The organism is Streptomyces sp. NPDC096012, from assembly GCF_040426375.1.
GTDB lineage: Bacteria > Actinomycetota > Actinomycetes > Streptomycetales > Streptomycetaceae > Streptomyces.
Genome location: NZ_JBEOTD010000016.1, coordinates 16,719 through 43,312 on the forward strand (window position 1 = coordinate 16,719; position 26,594 = coordinate 43,312).

A 26,594-nucleotide genomic window follows, 5' to 3' on the forward strand; every position below is an offset into this window, starting at 1 on the left:
GGGACTCCGGTCGGTTCGGGGGATGTCAGGGGGCGTGGCGGTCGCGGGCGCCCAGGCCCTCGTCGTCCGAGTCCGTCCACAGGCTGATGTCGTAGGGCGTGTCGGAGATGGTGACGAGGTCGGGGCGGCGGGCGGCGTCCGGGGCGGCCGCGGCCGCCCGCAGCAGCGCCACGCTCTCGCGCAGGTGGTCGGCGTCCAGCCGGACCCGGCGCATCTCCAGGCCGCCGCTGCCGAGGTGGTCCTCCAGGCGTCCCAACGACCGGTGCAGATCGTCGAGGGAGCGCTGGACCGAGGTGATGTCGTCGTGCACGGTCATGACTTGCCCCTCACTTCCATGGATCCGGCGGAACCAGGGCGGCAACGTTCATGCGCCTTGGAGTGTTGCGCGCCACACGTGCCGGTGTGAAGGCATGTGCAGCGATTGGCGGAGGCGCACCGGTGCATCACCGGAGGGGTTGCGCCGCACGGGTGGGGTTACCGCCTGCCGTCGCCGTGTCGCCCGCTGTGGCCGGATCCTTTCCACTTCAGTGGCCGCATAGATCTGATCAGCTCCATATACCGCCAAAAGTGATCAGCTCCATATACCCGCACAAAAGTGAGCATAAAGCCCGCGGCTTCCCGGAGGTAGCAGAGATGTCCCACGACGGCGTCGGCCTGCGCGCGGTCATGCGCTCGGTCGCCTTCCTCACCGCGGGCGCGCTCGCGGTGTCGCTCCTTGCCGGCTGCAGCTCCGAGGACGAGGTCAGCAGCCCCCTCGCGCCGCAGGACATCGCTCTCGCCGCCCGCGACCGGGTCGCCGACGGCGGCACCCTGAAGTGGGCCGTGGACGCCGTACCGGAGACCCTGAACACCTTCCAGGCCGACGCGGACGCGGGCACCACCCGGATCGCGCAGGCCGTGCTGCCCTCGATGTTCCGGCTCGACGCGAACGGCCGGCCGGTGGCGAACCCCGCCTATCTGGAGTCGGCCAAGGTCATCGAGACCGAACCGCGCCAGGTCGTGCTCTACAAGCTGAACCAGCAGGCAGTCTGGAGCGACGGCCGGGAGATCGGCGCCGCCGACTTCGCCGCCCAGTGGCGCGCCCTGTCCGGCAAGGACAGCGCCTACTGGACCGCCCGCAACGCCGGCTACGACCGCATCGCCAAGATCGAGCGCGGCGCCAACGACCTCCAGGTCCGGGTCACCTTCTCCCGCCCGTACGCCGACTGGAGATCGCTGTTCTCCCCGCTGTACCCGAAGGACGTCATGGGCACCCCGGACGCCTTCAACGACGGCGCCCGCCGCAAGCTGACGGTCACCGCAGGCCCCTTCAAGGTGGAGAAGGTCGACACCGCCAAGAAGGACGTCGTCCTCACCCGCAATCCGCGCTGGTGGGGCAATCCCGCCAAGCTGGACGAGATCGTGCTGCACGCCGTGACCCGCGACAAGCGGGCCACCGCGCTCGCCGACGGCACGGTGGACCTCGCCGAGATCGACGCCGCCGAGGCCCAGCGGATCGGCCTCGCCACCGGCAAGAAGGGCTCCGGCTCCCCCTTCCAGGGCGGCGGCAAGACCTCCGTGGCCAAGCTGCGCTCCTGGGCGCTCGCGCACGGCTTCGACTCCGAGGAGGTCAAGGGCGGCAGGAAGAAGCTGCTCAAGGCCGTCACGGAGTACCTGGAGCAGCAGCAGGCCCTCGGCGACTTCGCCGTCCGAAGGTCCCTGGAGCCCGCCTACACCCAGCTCGCCCTCAACGGCTCCGCGGGCCCCCTCACCGACGAGCGGGTCCGGCGGGCCGTCGCCCGCGCGCTGGACCGCACGGAGCTGGCCAAGCTGGTCCTGACCCCCCTGGGCCTGCCCGCCGTCCCGGTCGGCAGCCATCTCGCCCTGTCCGGCCAGCCCGCCTACGCCGACAACAGCGGTGCCGTCGGCGGTCCGGACACCAAGGAGGCGCAGGCGCTGCTCGCCGACGCCGGCTGGGTGGCCGGAGGCCCGATCAAGGAGCAGAAGAAGGCGGAGAAGGCGGCCGGGGCGGAGAGCGGGAAGAGCAGGAAGAAGGAGGAGGAGGGGTCCGAGGGCGGCGAGGACGGCGCGTACATCGTCGGCGAGGACGACAAGGGCCGCGAGGAGGAGCAGGCCAAGGGCAAGCACCACGAGTCGGCCGAGGGCACGCACGAGCACGGCGAGGAGAGCGGCCGGCATTTCGCGCAGGAGGGCAAGCACGGCGGCGCGCCGGGCGCGTACGCCCCGCAGGGCACGGCCGCCCCGGCCGCCGCGCCGGCCGGACTGCTCGCCAAGGACGGCAAGCCGCTGGCCCTCGACTTCGTCCTGCCCTCCGGCCCCGGCTCCGAGACCCTGAACACGGTCGCCGAGCGGATCAGGGCGATGCTGGAGCGGGTCGGCATCCAGGCCACGATCACCAAGGTCTCGGACGAGAGCTACTTCAAGGACCACATCGCCTCCGGCGACTACGACCTCGCCCTGTACTCCTGGCCCGCCTCGGCCTTCCCCGCGACCGACGCCCGGCCCGTCTACGCCAAGCCGGTGCCGGCCGCCGACGGGTCGGTGAACGTCGAGCAGAACTACACGAGGGTCGGCACCGACCAGGTCGACCAGCTCTTCGACGAGGCGGCGGCGACGCTGGACGAGGACGAGGAGCGTGCGCTGATCCGCAAGGCCGACTCGCGGATCTGGGCGGCGGCCGGCTCCATCCCGCTCTACCAGCGACCTCAGCTGGTGGGAGTGCGGAAAGACCTGGTCAACGCGGGTGCCTTCGGATTCCAGACACCGGTCTACGAGGACATGGGCTACCTGAGGAAGGGTGCCAAGGGCGCCCCGAAACCGTCCGGCGGCTGAGGCCCGCGGGGCCCCGGGGAGGCCGAACCCCTCGGGGCCACGTAATATGGGGTGAGGCCGTGGCATGTCAAGCCCGGCAGGGCCCGCGTCATTCGGACGTACGAGAGGGCCTTCCTCACACTCCGGGAGTACGTCGCAATATGGCCACGCGCCACGACATCCGCAATGTCGCCATCGTCGCCCACGTCGACCACGGCAAGACCACCATCGTCGACGGCATGCTGAAGCAGGCCGGCGCCTTCGCCGCCCACCAGCTCGAGGGCGTCGACGACCGCATGATGGACTCGAACGACCTGGAGCGTGAGAAGGGCATCACGATCCTCGCCAAGAACACGGCGGTCAAGTACCACCCGAAGGACGGCGGGGACCCGATCACGATCAACATCATCGACACCCCCGGCCACGCCGACTTCGGCGGCGAGGTGGAGCGCGGTCTGTCGATGGTCGACGGTGTCGTGCTGCTGGTGGACGCCTCCGAGGGCCCGCTGCCGCAGACCCGGTTCGTGCTGCGCAAGGCCCTCCAGCAGCGCCTGCCCGTCATCCTGTGCATCAACAAGACGGACCGCCCGGACTCCCGGATCGACGAGGTCGTCAACGAGACCTACGACCTCTTCCTGGACCTGGACGCGGACGAGGAGCAGATCGAGTTCCCGATCGTCTACGCCTGCGGCCGTGACGGCATCGCCTCGCTGACCAAGCCGGACAACGGCACGGTCCCGGCCGACAGCGACAGCCTGGAGCCGTTCTTCTCCACCATCCTGGAGCACATCCCGGCCCCGACGTACGACGAGGAGGCCCCGCTCCAGGCCCACGTCACCAACCTGGACGCCGACAACTTCCTCGGCCGTATCGCGCTGCTCCGCGTCGAGCAGGGCGAGCTGCGCAAGGGCCAGACGGTCGCCTGGATCAAGCGCGACGGTTCGGTCAGCAACGTCCGCATCAGCGAGCTGATGATGACCGAGGCGCTCACCCGCAAGCCCGCCGAGAAGGCCGGCCCGGGTGACATCTGCGCGGTCGCCGGTATCCCGGACATCATGATCGGCGAGACCCTGGCCGACACCGAGAACCCGATCCCGCTGCCGCTGATCACGGTCGACGAGCCCGCGATCTCGATGACGATCGGCACCAACACCTCGCCGCTGGTCGGCCGCGGCGGCACCGGCAAGGGCGCCGACGCGAAGGCGGCCGTGAAGGACCGCAAGGTCACCGCCCGCCAGGTCAAGGACCGCCTGGACCGCGAGCTGATCGGTAACGTCTCGCTGCGCGTGCTGGACACCGAGCGTCCGGACGCCTGGGAGGTCCAGGGCCGTGGTGAGCTGGCGCTCGCCATCCTGGTCGAGCAGATGCGCCGCGAGGGTTACGAGCTGACCGTCGGCAAGCCGCAGGTCGTCACCAAGGAGGTCGACGGCAAGACCTACGAGCCGGTCGAGCGCATGACGGTCGACGTGCCCGAGGAGCACATGGGTGCCGTCACCCAGCTCATGGGCGTCCGCAAGGGCCGGATGGACAACATGTCCAACCACGGCTCCGGCTGGGTCCGCATGGAGTTCGTCGTCCCCTCCCGCGGTCTCATCGGCTTCCGTACCGAGTTCCTGACCCAGACCCGCGGCACGGGCATCGGCCACTCCATCCACGAGGGCTTCGAGCCCTGGTTCGGCAACCTGACGACCCGCAACAACGGCTCGCTGGTCGCCGACCGCTCCGGTGCCGTCACCGCCTTCGCGATGACGAACCTGCAGGAGCGCGGCGTGCTGTTCGTGGAGCCGGGCACCGAGGTGTACGAGGGCATGATCGTCGGTGAGAACTCCCGCGCCGACGACATGGACGTCAACATCACCAAGGAGAAGAAGCTCACCAACATGCGGTCCTCCTCGGCCGACTCGTTCGAGGCGATCGTCCCGCCGCGCAAGCTCTCGCTGGAGCAGTCGCTGGAGTTCTGCCGCGACGACGAGTGCGTCGAGGTGACCCCCGAGGCCGTTCGCATCCGCAAGGTGAACCTGGACGCCCGTGAGCGCGCCCGCGCCGCGAGCCGCGCCAAGCACGGCTGATCCGCAGGGCACTTGAGCCCGGGTCCCCCCAGCATGGGGGGACCCGGGCTTTTTGCAACCCCTTTTACGGCTGCCGGCGGCCCACCGGGCCGTGATCGTGTCCGTAATACGGAGATCGTCGACCGATAGCCATGTAACACGTCCGTTTCGCGGCCTTCTCGACGCGAACAGTTTGTCCAGTTTTTGGAAGTTCTACACGGCAGCTGTGACTGAATTGAGATTTAAAGACAGTGGTCGCCACCTGGCTCATGGCAGATAGTTAGCCGCGTAGCGCTCGGGTCAATGGGTCTCGCGCTGTGGGGACAGCGCCGACTCACGAGCACCAGGGGGTGTCTGACCCTCCGTCAGGGGTGGCGGAGGGAAGACGGAAACCCTCTCCTGTTGGTGAACACGTGAAGTCATGAGGAGGAACCCCCATGCGCGGTGTCACAAGCACCAAGCGGGTCAGTTCGTCACTTCCAGCGGTGTGATTCGGCTGTAGAACTACGCGCGTCCGACTGCGGCTTCGCCCGCGGGTGCGACGCGTTCCCGGAGTACCCGGGCACCTCTCACACTCATATCTGTGAAACGGACGAACCGTGACAAGTCCTATCGACATTGAGGACGGCGGGACCTCGGTCGTCGTCGACGGCGAACCAGGGCCGGAGGCGAAGAGCGAAGCCGTCAAGCTCGAAGGCCGGTCCCCCGGCCAGCTGATGTGGATGCGCTTCAAGCGCGACCGCACCGGTGTGATCTCGGCCTACGTCGTGGGCTTCTTCTTCCTGATCGGCCTGCTCGCCCCGCTGATCTCCAAGGTGTACGGCAAGAATCCGTACACGGTGTACGCGGACGAGCGTCCGGAACTCTTCGACAGCGCCGGCGTGCCGGTGCAGCCCAACGGCGGCATCAGCGGTGAGTTCTGGTTCGGCCTCGAACCGGGCAACGGCTACGACGTTTTCACCAAGCTGATCTACGGCATCCGCACCTCGCTGATGATCTCGGTCGCCGTCACCGTGGCGGTCGTGGTGACCGGCATCCTGCTCGGTGTCACCGCCGGCTACGTCGGCGGCAAGGTCGACTACTTCATCGGCCGGATCATCGACTTCCTGCTCGCCTTCCCGGCACAGCTGTTCTTCATCGCGAGCATGCCGGTCGTGGTCTCCCTGTTCGTCAGCCCGCGCGACGAGACGCCCACCTATGTCCGGGTGGTGGCACTGATCCTCGTGCAGTGGTTCCTGGGCTGGATGGGGCTCGGCCGCATCCTGCGGGGCACCGCACTCGCGCTGCGAGAACGGGAGTTCATCGAGGCGGCCAAGGTCAGCGGCGCCTCGCCGTGGCGGATCATCCGCAAGGAGATCCTGCCGAACATCGTCACCCCGCTGCTCGTGCAGGCGACCTACCTGCTGCCCGGCTTCGTGACCGCCGAGGCCGGCCTGTCCTACCTGGGCGTGGGCATCGTCGAACCGACGCCCGACTGGGGACAGATGTTCTCCAAGGCATCCACCGAACTGGTGATGCAGAACGACATCACCTACATGTTCTTCCCCGGCATTTCGATGATCATCTTCGTGGTCTCGTTCAACCTGCTCGGGGATTCGGTCAGAGACGCCTTCGACCCCAAGACCGCGCGCTGACCTCGGCACCGCAATCCCACGGAACCTCAGTTCCGTTGCACAGCACTGCATTTCCAGCAGTTCTTTTCGCACTGGTGACACACAGAACGCACTGGTGACACACAGATGGGTGGGAATCTTCGTGATGAGTAGGGGCGGACGCCACGCATACGGCGCACTCTCCGTGCTCGCGGCCGGGGCTCTTGTGCTCACCGGTTGCAGCAAGGGCGGCAGCGACAGCAACAGCGGCGACAAGAAGCAGGAGGAGAACGCCAAACGCCAGCAGGCGTCCATCAAGTTCGGTGACGCGGCGGCCTCCACCGGCCCGGCCGCCGACGTGCCCGGCGCCAAGCCCGGCGGCACGATGGAGGTGCTGCAGCGCGACACCTACGCCCACCTCGACCCGGCGCAGATCTACGTCTCCGACGAGGGATCGCTCGCCATGCTGCTGCACCGCGGGCTGACCGGCTACAAGGCCACCAGCAACGACGGCAGCAAGCACGAGGTGGTCGGCGACCTCGCCACCGACTCCGGCACCACGACGGACGGCGGCAAGACCTGGAAGTACACGCTCAAGGACGGCATCAAGTTCCAGGACGGATCCCCGATCACGTCCAAGGACGTCCGCCACTCCGTCGAGCGGCTCTTCGCGCCCTTCATCAACCAGGGCCCGACCTACCTCCAGCAGTGGCTGTCCGACAAGCCGGGCACCGAGTACCGCAACCTCCTCAAGGGCGGCCCGTACAAGGGCAAGCACCTCCCCGCCTCCGTCCTCGAGACGCCGGACGCGAAGACGATCGTCTTCCACTTCAAGACCCCGCACCCCGACCTCCCCTACGCGCTGGCGATGGCCGGCTACGCGGTGGTCTCGGAGAAGGGCGACACCAAGGAGAAGTACGACAAGGCCCCGGTGGCGACCGGCCCGTACAAGATCCAGTCGTTCAAGTCCGGCAAGTCGATGGTGCTGGTCAAGAACACCAACTGGGACCCGAAGACGGACCCGATCCGCCACCAGTACGTGAACCAGTTCAACTTCACGTTCAACCAGCAGTACGAGACCTCGACCAAGGCCCTGCTCGCCGACACCGGCGCGGACCAGACCGGCGTCAGCTTCAACAACCAGGTGGACGCGGGCAACCTGTCCCAGGTGCTGCGCGACCCGAAGCTGAAGGGCCGCACGGTCTCCGGCTACCAGCCGTACGTGGGTCAGATGAACATCAACATGAGCCACAAGCCGTTGCAGGACAAGACGGTCCGCGAGGCCATCGCCTACGCCCTGCCGATCAACCCGTTCGTGCGCGCCTACGGCGGCACCGACGCCATGGAGGTCGCCGGCGGTCTGATCTCCCCGACCGTCTCCGGCTACGACGCCACCTTCGACCCGTTCGGCAAGAAGAAGAAGCCGGCCGGTGACCCGGTGAAGGCCAAGGAGCTGCTGAAGAAGGCCGGCAAGCTCAACATGAAGCTGACCTTCGGCTACATCAACACCCCCGAGGGCCAGCAGTACTCCACCGCCATGGCGGCGGGCCTGAAGAAGGCCGGCTTCAACGTCCAGCGCCAGGAGATCCCGGCCGAGACCTACTACGACCAGGTCTCCAAGCTGAACAACAACTACGACATCTACCACACCGCGTGGGGCGCCGACTGGCCGTCCGCCTCGACCGTGATCCCGCCGCTGTACGACGGCCGCGTGATCGCCGACGGTGCGCAGAACTACTCCCACATCAACGACCCGAAGATCAACAGCGACATCGACCGGATCAACAAGATCACCGACCCGGTCCAGTCCGCGGCCGAGTGGGAGAAGCTGGACCAGTACATCGTGAAGGACAGCGTCAACGTCGTCCCGACCGCGTACTACAAGCAGACCCAGATCGCCGGTTCCAAGGTCGGCGGCCTCGTCTACGACGACGTGCTCGGCGGCATCGACCCGCGTCGCCTCTACATCAAGTAACCGTTCCCTCCGGTACCCGGCGCGCCCCCGCACGTACAAGGGGTGCGCCGGGTACCGCCCGGACCGCCGACGTCTGAGAGCTGCCCTGTCATGCTGCGCTTCCTCGTCCGCCGGATCATCGGTGCCGTCGTCATTCTGTTCCTGCTGAGCATCGTCGCGTTCTTGCTGTTCTTCGGGGTGCCCCGGGACCCGGCGCTGCTGATGTGCGGCAAGACCTGCAACCCGGACAGCATCGCGAACATCCACCATGTGCTCGGCCTGGACAAGTCCATCCCCGAGCAGTACTGGGTCTTCCTGCACAACCTCGTCCTGGGCAGCGACCAGTTCGCCCAGGGCCCGTGCCCGGCCCCCTGTTTCGGCTACTCGTACCACACCAACGAGCAGGTCTGGGCCACGCTGATGGACCGCCTGCCCACCACCATCTCGCTCACCCTGGGCGCCTCCGTGTGCTTCCTGCTCGCCGGCCTGGGCACCGGGCTGCTCGCGGCCTGGCGGCGCGGCACGATGGTCGACAAGACGGCCACCGCGGGTGCCATGGTGCTCAGCTCGATGCAGATCTACTTCCTCGGCCCGCTGGCCCTGGCGATCCTCGTCTACCAGACACACTGGTTCGACAAGCCCGCCTACAACGAGCTCACCCGGGACCCGCTCACCTGGTTCACCGGCCTGATCATCCCCTGGGTCGTCCTCTCCACGATCTTCGCGGCGCAGTACACCCGTATGTCACGGTCCTCGATGATCGAACAGCTCCAGGAGGAACACGTCCGCACCGCCCGCGCCAAGGGCATGTCCCGGCGGTACGTCTTCTTCCGGTACGCCTGGCGCGGCTCGCTGATCCCGATCGTCACCATCTTCGGCATCGACCTCGGCGCGCTGCTCGGCGGCGCGATCATCACGGAGGTCACCTTCAGCCTGCCGGGCATCGGGCAACTCGCCGTGCAGTCCGTCTTCTTCAGCGACCTGCCGCTGCTGCTCGGCGTGATGCTGTTCTCCGCCAGCATGATCCTGCTGTTCAACATCATCGTCGACGCCGCGTACGCCTTCATCGACCCGCGCGTGCGGCTGTCCTAGGAGCACTGTCGTGACCACTCTGACCAAGAAAGCCGGCGCCCCGGACCCGGCCGGCACCGGGCCCCTGCTCTCGGTACGGGACCTGCACGTCAGCTTCAAGACCGAGGACGGCGTCGTACGGGCCGTGGACGGCCTCTCCTTCGACGTGGAGCGCGGCAGGACGCTCGGCATCGTGGGGGAGTCCGGCTCGGGCAAGTCGGTGACGAACCTGACCATCCTCGGCCTGCACAACCCCATGTTCACGACGGTCGAGGGCGAGATCCTGCTGGACGGGCAGGAACTGACGACGGCCCGTGAGTCGGAGCTCGAGAAGCTGCGCGGCAACAAGGTCGCCATGATCTTCCAGGACCCGCTCACCGCGCTCTCCCCGTACTACACCGTCGGCCGCCAGATCGCCGAGCCGTTCATGAAGCACACGGGCGCCTCCAAGAAGGACGCCTGGGACCGCGCCGTGGACATGCTGGGTAAGGTCGGCATCCCGAACCCCAAGGAGCGGGCGAAGGACTACCCGCACCAGTTCTCCGGCGGCATGCGCCAGCGCGCGATGATCGCCATGGCGCTGGTGTGCGACCCCGACCTGCTGATCGCCGACGAGCCGACGACCGCCCTGGACGTGACGGTCCAGGCGCAGATCCTGGACCTGCTCAAGGACCTGCAGCAGGAGTTCGGTTCGGGCATCGTCTTCATCACCCACGACCTGGGGGTGATCGCCGACATGGCCGACGACATCATGGTGATGTACGCGGGCGGCGCGGTGGAGCGGGGCACCACCGGTGAGGTGCTGCGCTCGCCCCAGCACCCGTACACCTGGGGCCTGCTCAACTCGATGCCGCGGCTGGACTCCGACCTCGGCGCCCAGTTGTCGCCGATCCCCGGCGCCCCGCCCTCGCTGCTCACCCCGCCGTCCGGCTGCCGCTTCCACCCCCGCTGCACCTTCCAGGACCGGGTGGCGGGAGCGGGCCGCTGTGTGAACGAGCGCCCGCTGCTCGCCCCCGACCGGGCATCGGCCTGCCACCTCACCGCCGACCAGAAGCGGACCATCTTCATCGAGGAGATCAAGCCCCGACTGGGCTAGGTCGACATAGGAGGACACCGTCATGAAAGAGGACCTGGTCCTCCCGGTCCCGCGCGAGAAGAGCGCCGGCGCGGGCGGGGAGCCGCTGCTGGAGGTCTCGGGGCTGACCAAGCACTTCCCGGTGAAGGGCGGCTTCCCGATCCGCCGCACCGTCGGCGCGGTGCAGGCCGTGGACGGCATCGACCTGACCGTGCACGCCGGCGAGAGCTTCGGCCTGGTCGGTGAGTCGGGCTGCGGCAAGTCGACCACCGGCCGGCTGATCACCCGGCTGATGGAGCCGACCAGCGGCACGATCACCTACCGCGGTCAGGACATCAGCCATGCCTCACGTGGGCAGCTGGCGCCGATCCGCTCCGAGATCCAGATGATCTTCCAGGACCCGTACTCGTCGCTGAACCCGCGGCAGACGGTCGGCAAGATCATCTCGGGTCCGATGGAGATCAACGACATCAACCCGGCCGGCGGCCGCGAGAAGCGGGTCCGCGAGCTGCTGGAGACCGTCGGTCTCAATCCCGAGCACTACAACCGCTTCCCGCACGAGTTCTCCGGCGGTCAGCGCCAGCGCATCGGGGTGGCCCGTGCGCTGGCCCTGGAGCCGAAGCTGATCGTGGCCGACGAGCCGGTCTCCGCCCTGGACGTCTCCATCCAGGCCCAGGTCGTCAACCTGCTGCAGAAGGTGCAGAACGAACTCGGCATCGCCTTCCTCTTCATCGCGCACGACCTGGCGGTGGTACGGCACTTCTCGCAGCGCGTCGCCGTCATGTACCTCGGCAAGATCATCGAGGTGGGGGACCGCGACTCCATCTACACCCGCCCGCGCCACCCGTACACCCACGCCCTGCTGTCCGCCGTCCCCGAGGTCAGCCTGGAGGAGGAGGGCGCGCCGGCCCGCGAGCGCATCCGCCTGGCCGGTGACGTCCCGTCGCCGATCAACCCGCCCTCCGGCTGCCGCTTCCGCACCCGCTGCTGGAAGGCGCAGGAGAAGTGCGCGACCGAGGAGCCGCCGCTGGTCCAGATCGCCGGGAACCGCAGCGGTCATCTGACGGCCTGCCACTTCCCGGAGGAGCCGACCACCGAGGCCCGGGACGAGGACATCGTGCTGGACCCGGCGCTGGCGGCGCTGGAGGAGGGCGCGACGGGCCAGCCGTAGACGACGGTCCGGCGAACCGGCCACGGCCCGTGGTCCGGCGGATCGGGCGGGGACCGTGGTGGTTCGGCGAACCGGCCACGGACCGCGGTCCGGCGGATCAGCCGTGGAGGACAACTCGGTGGATCAGCCGCGGGGACCGGGGCCCGGCGCGCGAGTTGGGGACCGGGGTCCGGCAGGCGGGTTGGGGACCGGGGTCCGGCGGGCCGCTCCCAGGCCCGCCGGACGGCGGTGACGCCCTCGGCTGCCGTCCCTAGGCCGGCCGGGCCACGGTGATGATCTCGGGGGAGGCCGGGGCGAGCGGCCCGCGCCCCCAGTCGCCGTACTGCTCGACGACGGCCAGGCCGGCCTCCGTGAGGAAGTCCGCCAGGGTCGGCGGGTCGAGGAAGCGCAGGACGCCGTGGCTGACCCGCGGTGCGGGCCAGTCGTCGGCGTCGAAGTTCTCCGTGTAGCGCACCCGCCCCGCGCGCGGTCCGCCCTCGCGCACCTCGTGCCACACCCGCACCGGCGTGCCGTCGGCGGCCGTGGCCTCGTACACCCGCTCCGGCGTCCATCGCTCCCAGGCGCGGGCCTGCGGATTGCGGGTCTCGAAGACGAACCGTCCCTGCCGGCCGAGGGCCGCGCGGACCGCCCGCAGGCAGCCGCGGATCTCCTCGTCACCGACCAGCTCCTGGAAGGCGTGCCCGGTCATCACGACGAGGTCGAACTCCTCCTCCCACCGCCGCACCCGGGTGTCCCCGAGCACCCACTCGACGTCCGGACGGTCCCGGCGGGCCTGTACGAGCATGGCGGCCGCGGGATCGAGCCCCATCAGCCGGCCCCGGTGCCCCTCGGCCCGGGCCCGTCGCAGTAACCGGCCGGTACCGCACCCGATGTCGAGCACCGAGTGGGACTCCCTCACCAGGCCGAGGTAGAAGTCGTCACCCGGCCCCCAGGGGTTGAGGTCGTCGTAGAGCGAGGCGAGCGTGAGATCGGCGAACGAGTGATCTACCACCGCGGCAGTGTGACACACGTTGTTGAACGGTGCGTCAGTTTCCAGTGCAGTTCCTGAACTTGCCTCATACTCAGGCCGGCGTGGTCTTGTGCCCACCTCGTGGCAAGCAGGCTGGCCGAACGCCTCGCCGGTGGCGCGGACTCCGTCCACGTCGTGACGGGTTCTGGTACACCGGCCGGTGAGCCGTCCTTCGTGCACAGATTGCCGAGCCCTCTGCGGACGCGGGCTGGTGTCGGTTTACACCTCGGTCGGCATCTCCCAGGCTCTGCGGAGGTCTGTGGCCAGCGGTCGGGCGGGCCGGAACTGGGCATAGTCGGCGATCACCAACGATGTCCACCGGTCGGCTGCCGCCGAGCTGCGGAGCCGGGCTCGGTCCACCCGAGGGCCTGCTTGAACAGTCGGAAGGTGTGCTCAACTGTCGGGGCGTCGGAGGAAGAACTGCCAGCAGCGGTTGGTACCCGCTTCGGTGGCGTCGGTGCGCGACCGCCACACCGCCAGTCAATCCAGCCGCGTTCGACACCGGACCGTAAATGACGAGCCGAGCGACTCCCAACTCCAGTGACCAGCGAACAAAGACGGCCGGCCGCCCTCAGTGCTTTCCAGGGGGCGTCGCAACACGCGGGCAGCGGCGCGGCCTGGGCGGCGTGGAGCCGGTACCGGCCGTTGCCCGGATGCCGGTTGCGGCGGTTCTCGCGGCTGATGGTGGACGGGCTGCGGCTCAGCTCGGCGGCCATTGTCCGAACGGTGGCGCTCTTCCCCAGCCGGTCGGCGACGTAGATCCGGTCGTCCTCGGGCGGGTATCTGGACAGACCAGGAGGCGGCATCACCGTGTTGATCGGTGGTGCCGCCTCCTGCCTGCGGTCGGCGCTGCGGCCGTTACGCCATCGCCGGCCGGTCTTCTCGTTGATGCGACGATCCGGCGTGCCTCTTTGTTGCTCAGACCCTGATGCATGAGCTGGGAGTGCGCCTCCCGCTCTCGCGCCAGCTACTAGTGCGCCTGAGTGACTGTCCGTAGGTCCCGGATCTCGATCTCCATCGCCTCCCCTGAACTGGGGTACGACGACCACTGGAACGGAGGGAGGAGGTGCGGCCTTCTGCCTTCGAAGCAGCCGACCCGGACCCCTGTTCCGTGGATCAGTACTTGATGATCCAGATCATCTTCGGAGAGTACTTGTGCCCGTGGTTGATCAGGATCCGCTTGCCGCACGACACCTTGCCGCTTACGACCTTGAAGTAACCGCACTGCATTGCGCCGATGGTGGTCTGTGCGTTCGGGTTCAGACTGGAGAAGAAGAGCTGAGGAGCGTCGGAGTATTGCCGCCCGTATACGGGCTTCTCGCGACCGGCGTCGCCCAGGCAGAAATCACCACCGGGGGAGACGTAGTTACACAGCTTCGCGGCCTTGTAGTTCCACCACTGCCACTGCGTCCTCTTACACTTCTCTTGGGTGATCTTCTTGTTGTAGCCGTTCCATTCCAGGCACTTGCCGGTGTCCTTGTTCACGATGTAAAAGGTGTGGCCTGGGGCAGCCTGGGCCGAGACCGGGCCGAAGAACGAGAAGGCGAGCGCCAGAATGGCTACGAGGAGCCCCGATTTCCTGATGTGCTGCACAGATATTCCCTCAACTCTCAGTGGCTGGTCACTCACTGTGAGTCTGATCTTTCCCGTCATGCAGGACTGTCGTCAAGGGAGCTGAGCAAGACTTGAGGCTCGCGCGCGAGGCCTGGCAGGCGTCTTCGGTGGGCGAGGAATGAGGCCGCAGCTGGGCGGCGGGACCCTCATTTTGCCCGAATCGGACGCATGCGAGGATGGGTTTATGGCCCGGTAAACCCCGTTTTCGCATAGAGGCGGCGGCTGACTCAGGACCGAGCCGGAGAGCGGGCGTGACCTGGGTCTGGTGAAGACTTGGGGGGTGGCAGCCCTCGCCCGGGTCCGGCAACGGGAGCAAGTTCGTGTGGTGCGGACTCAATGCCGCCCGGGACTTCTGCCAGAGGCTGGCCGCTTCTTGGCCCAACTCCGGTGCGGCCAGTAATTTCGATGTGAGGCAGAGGGCCTGGACGAAGATCACGTCGCTGGAGATGAGGTGGTCGTTCTCCATGAGTAGTTAGGCGGAGAAGTCGCGGTGGGCGCTCGAGCCGCACGCGGACTCCTACGAAATGTTCGTGCTGCAGGTGGTAGCCCCGAAGAAATGGTCTCTGTACCCACGTCTTGACCCGGTTCCTCGGGCGGGGGCTCGGCTGAGCCGGGCACGACTGGGTCCTGAAGAGGAGACATCGTCCTGGATCCGGCGACTCGTTGTACCTTCGATGCAGGGCCTGGCGGTCTACGGGGAAAATCCAGGGGAGCGGACGGCCGCGCGCTGCTACGGTCGGGCGCTATGAGCTGGCTCCCCGATGACTTCGTCCATCCCGTCCTGGTACCGCTGCCGGGCAGTCGTCATCACCTGCGGCCGATCCGGGAGGCGGACACCCCGCTTGACTATCCGGCTGTGATGGGTTCGCGCGAGCGGCTGTGGACCATCTTTGGTCCAGCCTGGGGCTGGCCCCCGGCCACCATGACGTACGAGGCCGACCAGGCCGACCTGTTGCGGCACGAGAAGGAGATCGCCGCACACCAGTCTTTCAACTACGCGCTGTTCGACGCGGCGGAGACAGCTCTGCTCGGCTGCGTCTACATCGACCCACCGGAGAGGGCCGGCGCGGACGGCGAGATCTCCTGGTGGGTGGTGGACGAGCTGGTGGGCAGCAGGATCGAACAGGCCCTCGACGAGCTGGTGCCGCAGTGGATCGCCGCCGACTGGCCGTTCGAGCAGCCGCGCTTCCTCGGCCGCGAGATCTCCTGGTCGAGCTGGCTCGCCCTGCCGCAGCACCCCGACACGTAAGTGGTTGTTGCACGTACCGATCTTGAAGGCTATCTACGAACGGGAGTCTCGATCGGGTGACTGCGGCGGTTTCCACGCGTTAACGCAGGGCCTCCTGGTAGCTCGGGGATGCGATCCCATTCCGAGTGGTTCCCGGAGGCCCTGTTGTCTTTGTACGTGCCGGAGCACGTTGACTTCAACTCGCCCGCCGGGTCGTACGATTACCTCGCGGACGTGTACGGCAACGCGCTGATCGCCGAGTTCCCACGACCGGCTGCGCGGGACGCTTCGTGAGCGCGAGGGCCGCGAGGCCGAGCTCACTGCGGGGATAACCGACGCGCAGTCGGTGCGGGCCGCCGTGACGGGGCCGGCCGTCTCGCCGGCTACGACGGCGGGAGATACGGCTTCACAGGGAGGTCTCCTCTCCAGCCCACGCGAATGGCCTGATCGCGATAGCGACCGAGCAGCGCGGGCCTTTGTCCGGGGCGACGCTGGCTGCCCTATGTCCAGAGGGCGGGCAACCAGACGTATGACGGCCGGTTCCGTCTCCTGGCTTGCTCTCCGACCAAAGATGACCCGCGCTCGGGTGAGCGCGGGTCATCTTCCCCTGGAGCGGACGTTCATGGGCTCGGGTCAATGGGCCGGGAAAGTCCGTTCCGCAAGAGGGCGGCTGACGGGAAAGGGGTGTGTCAGACCGCCGCCTCGGGGTCCTTGGAGAGACGGGGCGCGGGAACGGTGTCCGCCGTCTCCGGGTAGTGGCACGCCGTCAGGTGGCCGGGCTTGTTGCCCTCCACCTGCACCAGCGGCGGAGCCTCCGTCGCGCACTTCTCCGTCGCCTTCCAGCAGCGGGTGCGGAAGCGGCAGCCGGAGGGCGGGTTGATCGGCGACGGCACGTCGCCGATCAACCGGATGCGCTCACGCGGCTCCTCGTCCACCGTGGCCTCGGGCACCGCGGACAGCAGGGCCCGGGTGTAGGGGTGGCGCGGGTTGCCGTACAGGTCCTCGCGGTCGGCGATCTCGACGATCTTGCCGAGGTACATGACCGCGACGCGCTGCGAGAAGTGCCGCACGATCGCGAGGTCGTGAGCGATGAACACGAACGCGATGCCGAGTTCGTTCTGCACCTTCTGCAGCAGGTTGACGACCTGGGCCTGGATGGAGACGTCCAGGGCGGAGACCGGCTCGTCGGCCACGATCAGCTTCGGCTCCAGGGCCAGCGCACGGGCCACCCCGATGCGCTGGCGCTGACCGCCGGAGAACTCGTGCGGGAAGCGGTTGTAGTGCTCGGGATTGAGACCGACGATCTCCAGCAGCTCCCGGACCCGCTTTTCGCGGCCGCCGGCCGGGTTGATGTCGTTGATCTCCATCGGACCCGAGATGATCTTGCCCACCGTGTGCCGCGGGTTCAACGAGGCGTAGGGGTCCTGGAAGATCATCTGAATCTCGGAGCGGACCGGGGCCAGTTCCTTGCGGCCCGCATGCGTGATGTCCTGGCCGCGGTAGCTGATCTTGCCGGCTGTGGGCTCCAGCAGGCGGGTGATCAGCCGGCCGGTGGTCGACTTGCCGCAGCCGGACTCGCCGACCAGGCCCAGGGCCTCGCCTTCGGACACCTGGAAGTCGAGCCCGTCGACGGCCTGCACGGCTCCCACCGTACGGCGGATCGGGAAGCCGCCCTTGATGGGAAAGTGCTTGGTCAGCCCGGAGACGTCCAGGAGGGGAGTGGTGCTGCTCATGGTGGTGAAAATCCCGTCTCTTTACGTCAGTGGGCCCTGGCGGCGGTGTCGAGGAACTCGTGACGCTGCTCGTGTGTCAGGTGGCAGGCGCTGCCGCGGCCGTCCACGAGTTCCAGCAGCGGACGCTCCTTCGCGCACTTGCCGCCCTCGACCTTCTCGGCGAAGGCGCAGCGCGGATGGAAGCGGCAGCCGGTCGGCGGGTTCAGCAGCGAGGGCGGCGAACCCGGGATCGGAGTCAGCGGCACGTCCACCGGGCCTTCCAGGCTCGGCATCGAGCCCAGCAGACCGAAGGTGTACGGGTGCTGCGGATCCCGCAGCACCTCCGCCTTCGAACCGCGCTCCACGCATCGGCCGCCGTACATCACCAGCACGTCGTCGGCGATGTCCGCGATGACGCCCAGGTCGTGGGTGATGAAGATGATCGAGGTGCCGAACTCCTGCTGAAGGTCCTTGAGGAGATCCATGATCTGGGCCTGCACGGTGACGTCGAGCGCGGTGGTCGGCTCGTCGGCGATGAGGAGCTTCGGGTCGCACACCAGGGCCATGGCGATCATCGCGCGCTGGCGCATACCGCCGGAGAACTCATGCGGGTAATTGTCCACGCGGCGGTCCGGCTGTGGGATTCCCACCCGCTTCAGCATCTCGATCGCCCGCTCCCGGGACTCCTTCTTGGAGGCGCCGGTGTGCTTGCGGTAGACCTCGCCGATCTGCGTGCCGATCGTGTGGTACGGCGACAGCGAGGCCAGGGCGTCTTGGAAGATCATCGCCATCTTGTTGCCGCGGAGCCTCTCGAGCGTTCTCTCCGAGGCGCCGTTCAGCTCTTCACCGTCAAGTTCGATCGAGCCCTCAACCTTGGTGCTGTCCGGGTTGTGCAGGCCCAGGATGGTCAGATTGGTGACCGACTTACCGGACCCCGACTCACCCACGATGCCCAGCGTCTTGCCGCGTTCGAGGTCGAAGGAGAGGCCGTCGACGGCCTTGACGACGCCGTCCTCGGTCGAGAAGTGCACCTTCAGATCCTTGACGGAGAGGAAGGGCTGCGAATCGGTGCTCGTCACGGGGACGCTCCAGAGGGGGGTGATGCGGGGTAGCTGGTGGGGGCGGCCGGGGTCAGGAGAGCCGGATCCGCGGGTCGATCAGGGCGTAGCAGGCGTCGACGACGATGTTGGCGATCACCACGAAGGCGGCTGTGATGATCATGACGCCGAGCAGCATGGGCAGGTCGTTGTTGGTCACCGACTTCACGGCGAGCATGCCGAGGCCCTGGAGGCTGAAGGTCTTCTCGGTGATCATCGCGCCGCCGAGCAACACACCCATGTCGATGCCGAAGATGGTGACAATGGGGCCCATCGCACCTCGCCAGGCAAAGCGGAAGAAGACGTTGCGCCGGGACAGACCCTTGGCGCGGGCCGTACGGACGTAGTCCTCGGTCAGCGTCTCGACCAGTTGGGAGCGGGTCATCCGGGTGTAGTTGGCCGTCCAGATGAGGGCCAGCACGAGCCAGGGCACGAGCAGCCCGCTGAACCAGGTGCCCGGGTTGTCGCTGAAGGGCGTGTACGAGGGCTGCTTCAGCAGGTGCGACTGGTACACGAGGAGGTACAGGGCGACCGGTCCCACGAAGTAGATCTGCATCGACGAGGCGACCAGCGAGGTGGAACTGGCGATCTTGTCAACAGCCTTGCCCTGCTTCACCGCGGCAAGCATGCCCGTGCCGATACCAAAGATCAGGAAGACGACCGAGGAGCCGATGGCGAGGGACGCCGTGGTCGGGAAGCGGTCCAAGACCGTCGCGAGAACCGGCTGGCGGTTGATGAACGAGTAGCCGAGGCACGGTGCGTCGCAGTGCCCGAAGCCCGTGTAGTCCCGCCCCACGAAGATGGCCTCGAGCCAGTGCCAGTACTGGACCGGCAGCGGGTCCGAGATCCCCATGTTGTGTCGGATCACGTCGAGCGTCTCCGGCGTGCAGACCTTGCCGCAGGCGACTCGGGCCGGGTCGCGCGGCACCGCGTAGAAGAGCATGAACGTGATCGCGCTGATGATGACCAGCGTGATCACGGCGCCGAGGAGCCGGCGGACGAGGAAGCGAAGCATGGGGGTTGGCTTTCCTGGGAGGGCCGTCGTGTGGAACGGGCCGGGCCGGGGTGACCGGGAGCCCGGTGGACGAGCCGAGGGTGGGGCGGCCGGGAGCCGCCCCACCTCTCAGGTGTGGATCAGGCCTTGACGTACATCTTGTAGAGCATGCAGCCGTCGAACTGCGGGTCCATCTTGACGTTGCCGAGCTTCGAACCGTGCATGTACAGACGCTTCATGTAGACGTCGGGGATGAAGGCGCCCAGCTCCGTGACCTGCTTGTCCAGGGCGGCCCACATCTCGTTGGCCTTGTCCTGGTCCGGTTCCGCCGTGGCGGCCTTGATGGCGGCGTCGACGTCGGGGTTCTTCAGGTGGCAGTAGTTGGTGCCCTGGTCCACGATGTTGTGGCTGTCGAACAGAGCCTGGAAGACCGAGTAACCGGTCGGCCAGTCGGCGGACCAGCCGCCCCAGTAGATGTCGTACTGGTTGTCGATCTTGCCGATCTGGTCGTACCAGGTGGTGGAGTCAATGCCCTTGGATACGACGTCGAAGCCGGCCGCCTTCAGGGCGTTCTCGACGACGACCTTCACCTTGGCGTTGATCGGGTCCTGCTGGTAGGCGTAGACGACCTTGGTGCCGAGCTTGCCGGCCTTCTTCAGGATTGCCTTCGCCGCAGCGGGGTCGCCCGCCGGGTTCTTCAGCTTGCCCCACACATCCTGCGACTTGTAGCCGGCGACGAGCGGGCTCATGACGCCGGTCGCGTAGTCACCGCGGTGCAGGCCACCCTGGATCGACCGGATGCCGGCGGTCGGCCAAGCGCGGATGATGGCCTCACGGACCTTGATGTCGGTGATGCGGGTCTGGTTGATCCAGTAGAGACTGGTACCGCTGCTCAGGGACTCGAACAGACGGTCCTTGCCCTTGGCGGTCGCCTGCTGGACCCGCGACTGCGGGACGGTCCGCCACGACACGGCGAACTGGTCGTTGCCGGAGTCGGCGATGAGACGGTCCGCGGCGGTCTCCGCCTCGATACCGAAGGTGAAGTCGAACTCGTCCGGGTACGCGTTGCGGATCGGGTCCGTGTTCGGGTCCCAGTGCTCGTTGCGAACCAGCATCATCGACTTGTCGGTGATGTGCGACTTGATCCTGTACGGACCGTTGGAGAACGGCTTCTTGTCGTAGTCCTGCTTGGTGTCGTGCTTCACCGGGGTCGGCGCGTAGGACTGCATCGCGACGACGTAGTTGAAGTCCGGACGCGCCTCGGACAAGTGGAACGTGACGGTCTTGCCGCTGGTTTGGATCGACTTCAGGTGCTTGCCCTTGAAAGGACCTGCGTAAGACTTGCGGTAGTTCTGGGTGCCCGTCAGCCAGGACTGGGCGTAGACCGCACCCTCGGTGACGAAGTTGGCGAAGGCACGCTCGAAGCCGTGGCGGACGTCGTCGACGGTGACGTCGGACCCGTCCTCCCACTTGACACCGTCCTTCAAGGTGAAGGACCAGGTCTTGCCGCCGTCCTTCATCGTGCCCGTGTCGGTGGCCAGGTCGCCGACCAGCGTCATGGAGCCGTCGTCGCCGATCTTGTAACCGGTCAGGCCGCGGGAGAGGACGATGACCGCCAGCGAGTTCCAGGCGTAGTAGGTGCGCTGGGGGTCGAGGTGCGAGAAGTCGTCGTCGTTCAGCAGGTAGACCTTGCCGCCCTTCTTGGCGCCGGTGACCTCCGGGGCCGGGCCCTTGGAGTCCTCCGCGGTACCGATCTTGACGGTGGTCGTGTGGGCCTTGGCCGCCTCCTGCTTACCGGTGCTGCTGCTGGAGTTGCCGCTGCTGCACGCGCTCAGCACGGTGGTGGAGGCCGCCGCGACACTGGTGGCTATCAGGAAGTTTCTGCGCGAGAAGGACATCGCATCCTGCCTTGAAGTGAGTTGATGAGAGAAGCCCGGCACCCGGCGGTGTTGCCGTGGTCCTGAAGCGGGCTGGATCAGCGCTTGGTCTTCGGGTCGAGCGCGTCGCGCAGCGAGTCACCGAGAAGGTTGAACGCCAGCACGAAGATCACCATGGTGATGCCGGGGAACAGCAGGAAGGTGAAGTCGTCCTGATAGAAGCCGGCGGCGTATCCGAGCATGACGCCCCAGTCGGGGGTCGGATCCTGCATGCCGACACCGAGGAAGGCCAGCCCTGCCTCTGCGGTCACCATCGCGGGCAGCAGGAGCGTGCCCTGGATGAGAATCGGCGTCCACAGGTTGGGCAGCAGTTCCTTGAAGATGATCCGGGCCGGAGAAGCGCCGGTGACCTTGGCCGCCTCGACGAACTCCCGCTCGCGCAGGGCCAGCACCTGACCGCGCAGCAGCCGGGCGATGGAGGCCCAGCCGAACACCACCAGCAAGGTGATGAGCGAAACGACGACGATCCAGGTGGGCGTGTCCTCGTTGGGCGGCACGAAGAGGTTGAGGACCACCGGGGTGAAGGCCACGAAGAACAGCTGCTGCGGGAAGGCGAGCAGGATGTCGATGACCCGTCCGAGGAGCCAGTCCGTCTTGCCGCCGACGTAACCGGCCGTGACGCCGATGACCACGCCAACGATCATGACGAGGAGAGTGATCGCTGTCGAGATGAGCAGCGAGTTACGGATCGCGTACAACAGGAAGGTGAAGACGTCGCGGCCGAGCTGCGGATCGAGGCCGAACCAGAACTCACCGTCGATACCGCCGTTCGGCTTCGCCGGGTAACCGTTGTCCCCGAGCAGGCCGGGCGTGTTGATGCCATAGGTCGTGTACGGATCCTTGCCGTACAGCTTGGCTATGAGCGGTGCGGCAATGCCGATCACGAAGAAGAGGATCACGACGATCGCCGAGATGACGCCCGTGCGGTCCCGCTTGAAACGGCGCCAGGCCAGCTGGCCGGGGGACCTGCTCTGGCTGCCCTTCGAGGCGTCCGAAGTGTCCGACTTGGCGACGATATCGTCGGTCACCTCAAGCGGGGCAGCCGCAGATGGAGTTGGGGGGGTCATGGTGCTCCTGGCCCAAGGGAGGGTCTGATGACTCCGCAGGGCGCTCCCCTACGGGCTACGCCGGACTTTTTCAACGCAATTCATTCAAGGTCAATAAATTCTCGGTCGCCTTGGTTGTCTCTTTGCCTTCTTTACTCGTACTTGACCATTCCGTAGCTACGCGGGTAGCGCGCCGTAATCAATCCGTGCTTCACATCGGACTAATTGGACTATTCCGGCAACAAGTTCGATATGCGGACGCTGATGTGTCGAAATGCGTACAACGGAACGTCGCAATCCAACGTTTCGGCATCGTTGCGTGAAGATCTATTGCGCCGCCGACCAAGATCCATCGTCGAGCGGTCCGGCTACCCCCTCCCGCCCGCTTGAAACAAAGAGGAAGGCGCGGGAAAAGCACCGCATTCAAGCGCTCGATGTCTGCAACACCGATGATTCCCAGGATGTCGGACTGTTTGGATCTTGGATTGCTCGGCGAGGCCGGGTCGGTGCTCCGTGACGGCGGTGGTGGCGCGGTCGCGGGCGGTTTCGTCCCGCGCCGGCGGACCCGGCCGGGTGCGCGTACATCCGGCTGACCGCCCGCGCGTCCGGTTCGGTACCTGGGCATTACACCCATAAGTTCGTGATATCGACCGCTTATGGGGAAATGTCCACGGAGGAGGTACGCCATGCGCGGAGCCACGCGCGCCCGATGGGCTGCCGCCGGGGTGGCCGTCGTCCTCGCGGCCACGGGCTGCGGCTCGGGCGGCGGCGGCAACGGCGGCGCGGTGCTCAGCTCCTCCTGGGGTGACCCGCAGAACCCGCTGGAGCCGTCCAACACCAACGAGGTGCAGGGCGGCAAGGTCCTCGACATGATCTTCCGGGGCCTGAAGAAGTACGACCCGAGGACCGGCCAGGCCCAGGACTGGCTGGCCGCGTCCATCGACACCGCGGACTCGCGGAACTTCACCGTCAGGATCAAGGACGGCTGGACCTTCTCCAACGGCGAGAAGGTGACCGCCCGGTCCTTCGTGGACGCCTGGAACTACGGGGCGAGCCTGCGCAACAACCAGAAGAACGCCTACTTCTTCGGCTACATCGACGGGTACGACAAGGTCCACCCCGACAGCGGCGCGCAGCGCGCCGACACGCTGTCCGGACTGAAGGTGCTCGACGACCACACCTTCACCGTCAAGCTCAACCAGAAGTTCTCCGGCTTCCCCGACACCCTCGGGTACGCGGCCTTCGCCCCGCTGCCCCGCACCTTCTTCACCGACCACGCGGCCTGGGTGAGGAAGCCGGTCGGCAACGGCCCGTACACGATCGAGTCCTACACGAAGGGCTCGCAGATGTACCTGAGGAAGCGGGACGACTACCCGGGCCCGGACAAGGCGCGCAACGACGGCGTGACCCTCCTGGTGTACACCGACAGCAACACCGCCTACACCGACCTCCTGGCCGGCAACCTCGACCTCGCCGACGACATCCCCGCGGCACAGCTCAAGAACGTCAAGGGCGACCTGGGCGACCGCTACATCAACACCCCCGCGGGCATCCTCCAGACCCTCGCCTTCCCCTACTACGACAAGGCCTGGAACAAGCCCGGCTCCGCGAAGGTCCGCACCGGCCTGTCCATGGCGATCAACCGCAGGCAGATCACCGACACGATCTTCCGGAGGACCCGGACCCCGGCCACCGACTGGACCTCCCCGGTCCTCGGCACGGACGGCGGCTTCAAGGCCGGCCTGTGCGGCCGGGCCTGCGACTACGACCCCGTGCGGGCGAAACAGCTGATCAAGGAGGGCGGCGGCATCCCCGGCGGCCAGGTCAGGCTCACGTACAACGCGGACACCGGCTCGCACAAGGAGTGGATCGACGCGGTGTGCAACTCCATCAACAACGCGCTCGGCAACGACAAGGCCTGTGTCGGCAACCCGGTCGGCACCTTCGCCGACTACCGCAACCAGATCTCGCAGGCCAAGATGCCCGGCCCCTTCCGGGCCGGCTGGCAGATGGACTACCCGCTCATCCAGAACTTCCTGCAGCCGCTCTACTACACCGGCGCCTCCTCCAACGACGGCAAGTGGTCCGACAAGCACTTCGACCGGCTCGTGGACCAGGCCAACGCCGAGACGGACACCGCCAAGGCGGTCGCCACCTTCCAGCGGGCCGAGGAGGTCGTCCGGGACAACATGGCCGCCATCCCGCTCTGGTACCAGAACGGCAACGCCGGCTTCTCCGAGCGGCTGTCCGGCGTGGCGCTGAACCCCTTCAGCGTCCCCGTCTACAACGAGATCAAGGTCGGCTGACCCGCCGTGGGACGCTACGTTCTCCGGCGCCTGATCCAGATGATCCCCGTGTTCATCGGCGCCACGCTGCTGATCTTCCTGATGGTGAACGTGATGGGCGATCCCGTCGCCGGCCTGTGCGGGGAGCGCGCCTGCGACCCGGCGACCGCCGCCCAGCTGAAGAGGGAGTTCGGCCTCGACAAGCCGTTGTGGCAGCAGTACGTGACCTACATGGGGAACGTCTTCACCGGTGACTTCGGTACGGCGTTCAACGGGCAGCCGGTCACCGAGCTGATGGCGACGGCGTTCCCGGTCACCGTCCGGCTGACCGTCGTGGCCGTCCTCTTCGAGATCGTCATCGGCATCACGCTCGGAGTGGTGACCGGGCTCCGGCGCGGCCGGCCCGTCGACACCGGTGTCCTCCTGGCCACCCTGGTGGTGATCTCCGTCCCGACCTTCGTCACCGGTCTGCTGCTGCAACTGCTGCTCGGCATCAAGTGGCAGTGGATCCGGCCCTCGGTCCGCACCGGCTCCTTCGACGAGCTGATCGTCCCCGGCCTGGTCCTCGCCTCGGTCTCGCTCGCCTACGTCACCCGGCTGACCCGGACCTCCATCGCCGAGAACAAGCGTTCCGACTACGTCCGCACGGCGATCGCCAAGGGCCTGCCCCGGCGCCGGGTCATCACCCGGCACCTGCTGCGCAACTCCCTGATCCCCGTGGTCACCTTCATCGGCACCGACATCGGCGCGCTGATGGGCGGCGCGATCGTCACCGAGCGGATCTTCAACATCCACGGTGTCGGCTACCAGCTCTACCAGGGCATCCTGCGCCAGAACACCCAGACGGTCGTCGGCTTCGTGACCGTCCTCGTGCTGGTCTTCCTGGTCGCCAACCTGCTCGTGGACCTGCTCTACGCCGTACTCGACCCGAGGATCCGCTATGCCTGAACAGCCCTACGAGCCCGAGCGCGCCATCGCCGGCACCGGCATGGGCGGCGCGATGGACCTCGCGGCGAGCGAGGCGAGCACCCTGGAACAGCAGTCGTCGGACGCCTCCGGCGGGCCCCCGGGCGGGCGGAAGGGGGCCGGCCCGGCCGACAGGCCGCGCTCGCTGTGGTCCGACGCCTGGCGGGACCTGCGCCGCAACCCGGTCTTCCTGCTCTCCGCGCTCGTCATCCTCTGCCTGGCCCTCATCTCCCTGTGGCCCGGGGCGATCACCACCGGCAGCCCCCTGACCTGCGACCTGGCCAAGGCCCAGGACGGCTCGGGACCGGGGGCCCCGTTCGGGTACGACGGCCAGGGCTGCAACGTCTACACGCGGACCGTCTACGGCGCCCGTACGTCCGTCACGGTCGGCCTGTGCGCCACGCTCGGGGTGGCCGTGTTCGGTTCGGTCCTCGGGGGGCTCGCGGGCTACTTCGGCGGGGTCTGGGACGCGGTCCTCTCCCGCGTCACCGACATCTTCTTCGCCATCCCGGTCGTCCTCGGCGGTCTCGTCCTCCTCTCCGTGGTGACCAGCAACACGGTCTGGCCGGTCATCGGGTTCATGGTGCTGCTGGGCTGGCCGCAGATCTCCCGGATCGCGCGCGGCTCGGTGATCACCGCCAAACACCACGACTACGTGCAGGCGGCCCGTGCCCTCGGGGCCTCCGACGCCCGCATCATGCTCCGGCACATCGCCCCGAACGCCGTGGCACCCGTGATCGTCGTGGCGACCATCGCGCTGGGCACCTACATCGCCCTGGAGGCGACCCTGTCCTACCTCGGCGTCGGCCTGAAACCGCCCAGCGTCTCCTGGGGCATCGACATCTCCGCGGCCTCGCCGTACATCCGCAACGCCCCGCACGCCCTGCTGTGGCCCGCGGGAGCGCTGGCGATCACCGTGCTGGCCTTCATCATGCTCGGCGACGCGGTGCGCGACGCCCTCGACCCGAAGCTGAGGTGAGCGCG

At 67.4% G+C, this 26,594-nt stretch carries 19 protein-coding genes and 1 pseudogene; 11 read left to right on the plus strand and 9 right to left on the minus strand.

Annotation, left to right across the window (positions count from 1 at the left end; genetic code table 11):
• Nucleotides 1-25: 25 nt before the first annotated feature.
• Entirely contained in the window at nt 26-316 is a 291-nt protein-coding gene (locus ABVB68_RS17620; RefSeq protein ID WP_353601992.1) for an Rv0250c family protein, read from the minus strand.
• Between the two features lie 317 nt (nt 317-633).
• Between ABVB68_RS17620 and ABVB68_RS17625 the strand changes: the two genes are divergently transcribed.
• The 7 genes from ABVB68_RS17625 to ABVB68_RS17655 all read left to right on the plus strand — a co-directional run bounded on the left by ABVB68_RS17625 (nt 634) and on the right by ABVB68_RS17655 (nt 11,722).
• Entirely contained in the window at nt 634-2,832 is a 2,199-nt protein-coding gene (locus ABVB68_RS17625) for an ABC transporter family substrate-binding protein (RefSeq protein WP_353601993.1), read from the plus strand.
• 140 nt (nt 2,833-2,972) lie between these two features.
• Nucleotides 2,973-4,880, plus strand: coding sequence for a translational GTPase TypA (typA, locus tag ABVB68_RS17630; RefSeq protein ID WP_353601994.1), 1,908 nt, complete (start codon nt 2,973-2,975; stop codon nt 4,878-4,880).
• A gap of 578 nt (nt 4,881-5,458) precedes the next feature.
• Nucleotides 5,459-6,493 (plus strand): ABC transporter permease, encoded by a 1,035-nt coding sequence (locus ABVB68_RS17635; RefSeq protein WP_353601995.1) that lies wholly within the window; start codon nt 5,459-5,461, stop codon nt 6,491-6,493.
• 124 nt (nt 6,494-6,617) lie between these two features.
• Nucleotides 6,618-8,426: an ABC transporter substrate-binding protein gene (locus ABVB68_RS17640; protein WP_353602097.1), complete on the plus strand. Its 1,809-nt coding sequence runs from the start codon at nt 6,618-6,620 to the stop codon at nt 8,424-8,426.
• A gap of 90 nt (nt 8,427-8,516) precedes the next feature.
• Nucleotides 8,517-9,497, plus strand: coding sequence for an ABC transporter permease (locus ABVB68_RS17645; protein ID WP_353601996.1), 981 nt, complete (start codon nt 8,517-8,519; stop codon nt 9,495-9,497).
• 10 nt (nt 9,498-9,507) lie between these two features.
• Nucleotides 9,508-10,572, plus strand: a complete 1,065-nt coding sequence (locus ABVB68_RS17650) for an ABC transporter ATP-binding protein (protein ID WP_353601997.1) — start codon at nt 9,508-9,510, stop codon at nt 10,570-10,572.
• Between the two features lie 22 nt (nt 10,573-10,594).
• Complete coding sequence (locus ABVB68_RS17655; protein ID WP_353601998.1) at nt 10,595-11,722, plus strand: ABC transporter ATP-binding protein; 1,128 nt, start codon at nt 10,595-10,597, stop codon at nt 11,720-11,722.
• A gap of 250 nt (nt 11,723-11,972) precedes the next feature.
• Here the strand turns inward: ABVB68_RS17655 and ABVB68_RS17660 are convergent, their stop codons facing one another.
• The 3 genes and pseudogenes from ABVB68_RS17660 to ABVB68_RS17675 all read right to left on the minus strand — a co-directional run bounded on the left by ABVB68_RS17660 (nt 11,973) and on the right by ABVB68_RS17675 (nt 14,324).
• Nucleotides 11,973-12,713 (minus strand): class I SAM-dependent methyltransferase, encoded by a 741-nt coding sequence (locus tag ABVB68_RS17660; protein ID WP_353601999.1) that lies wholly within the window; start codon nt 12,711-12,713, stop codon nt 11,973-11,975.
• 632 nt (nt 12,714-13,345) lie between these two features.
• A pseudogene (locus ABVB68_RS36940) lies at nt 13,346-13,698 on the minus strand (helix-turn-helix domain-containing protein); the annotation flags it as partial.
• A gap of 149 nt (nt 13,699-13,847) precedes the next feature.
• On the minus strand, nt 13,848-14,324 hold the full coding sequence (locus ABVB68_RS17675) for an RICIN domain-containing protein (RefSeq protein WP_353602000.1): 477 nt from the start codon (nt 14,322-14,324) through the stop codon (nt 13,848-13,850).
• A 766-nt stretch (nt 14,325-15,090) separates the two neighbouring features.
• On the opposite strand from ABVB68_RS17675, the gene ABVB68_RS17680 reads away from it, so the two are divergent.
• The gene (locus tag ABVB68_RS17680; RefSeq protein ID WP_353602001.1) at nt 15,091-15,594 is read left to right on the plus strand and encodes a GNAT family N-acetyltransferase; all 504 of its coding nucleotides are present in this window, start codon (nt 15,091-15,093) and stop codon (nt 15,592-15,594) included.
• Nucleotides 15,595-16,262: 668 nt separating this feature from the next.
• Here the strand turns inward: ABVB68_RS17680 and ABVB68_RS17685 are convergent.
• The 5 genes from ABVB68_RS17685 to ABVB68_RS17705 form a co-directional block, all read right to left on the minus strand.
• Nucleotides 16,263-17,306, minus strand: a complete 1,044-nt coding sequence (locus ABVB68_RS17685; protein WP_353602002.1) for an ABC transporter ATP-binding protein — start codon at nt 17,304-17,306, stop codon at nt 16,263-16,265.
• A 26-nt stretch (nt 17,307-17,332) separates the two neighbouring features.
• Nucleotides 17,333-18,364 (minus strand): ABC transporter ATP-binding protein, encoded by a 1,032-nt coding sequence (locus tag ABVB68_RS17690; protein ID WP_353602003.1) that lies wholly within the window; start codon nt 18,362-18,364, stop codon nt 17,333-17,335.
• A gap of 52 nt (nt 18,365-18,416) precedes the next feature.
• A complete protein-coding gene (locus tag ABVB68_RS17695; RefSeq protein ID WP_353602004.1) occupies nt 18,417-19,397 on the minus strand; it encodes an ABC transporter permease in 981 nt (326 codons plus the stop codon).
• A gap of 119 nt (nt 19,398-19,516) precedes the next feature.
• Nucleotides 19,517-21,274 (minus strand): ABC transporter substrate-binding protein, encoded by a 1,758-nt coding sequence (locus ABVB68_RS17700; protein ID WP_353602005.1) that lies wholly within the window; start codon nt 21,272-21,274, stop codon nt 19,517-19,519.
• 77 nt (nt 21,275-21,351) lie between these two features.
• Nucleotides 21,352-22,341, minus strand: coding sequence for an ABC transporter permease (locus ABVB68_RS17705; RefSeq protein WP_353602006.1), 990 nt, complete (start codon nt 22,339-22,341; stop codon nt 21,352-21,354).
• A gap of 704 nt (nt 22,342-23,045) precedes the next feature.
• Here ABVB68_RS17705 and ABVB68_RS17710 point away from each other — a divergent pair.
• From ABVB68_RS17710 to ABVB68_RS17720, 3 genes are read left to right on the plus strand one after another with little or no spacing between them, the layout of a single operon-like run.
• Nucleotides 23,046-24,665, plus strand: coding sequence for a peptide ABC transporter substrate-binding protein (locus tag ABVB68_RS17710; RefSeq protein ID WP_353602007.1), 1,620 nt, complete (start codon nt 23,046-23,048; stop codon nt 24,663-24,665).
• 6 nt (nt 24,666-24,671) lie between these two features.
• Nucleotides 24,672-25,592, plus strand: a complete 921-nt coding sequence (locus ABVB68_RS17715; RefSeq protein ID WP_353602008.1) for an ABC transporter permease — start codon at nt 24,672-24,674, stop codon at nt 25,590-25,592.
• Nucleotides 25,585-26,589 carry an ABC transporter permease gene (locus tag ABVB68_RS17720; protein WP_353602009.1) on the plus strand — a complete coding sequence of 335 codons (1,005 nt, stop codon included), beginning with the start codon at nt 25,585-25,587 and terminating at the stop codon, nt 26,587-26,589. The genes ABVB68_RS17715 and ABVB68_RS17720 overlap by 8 nt, the downstream gene beginning before the upstream one ends.
• Nucleotides 26,590-26,594 lie beyond the last annotated feature (5 nt).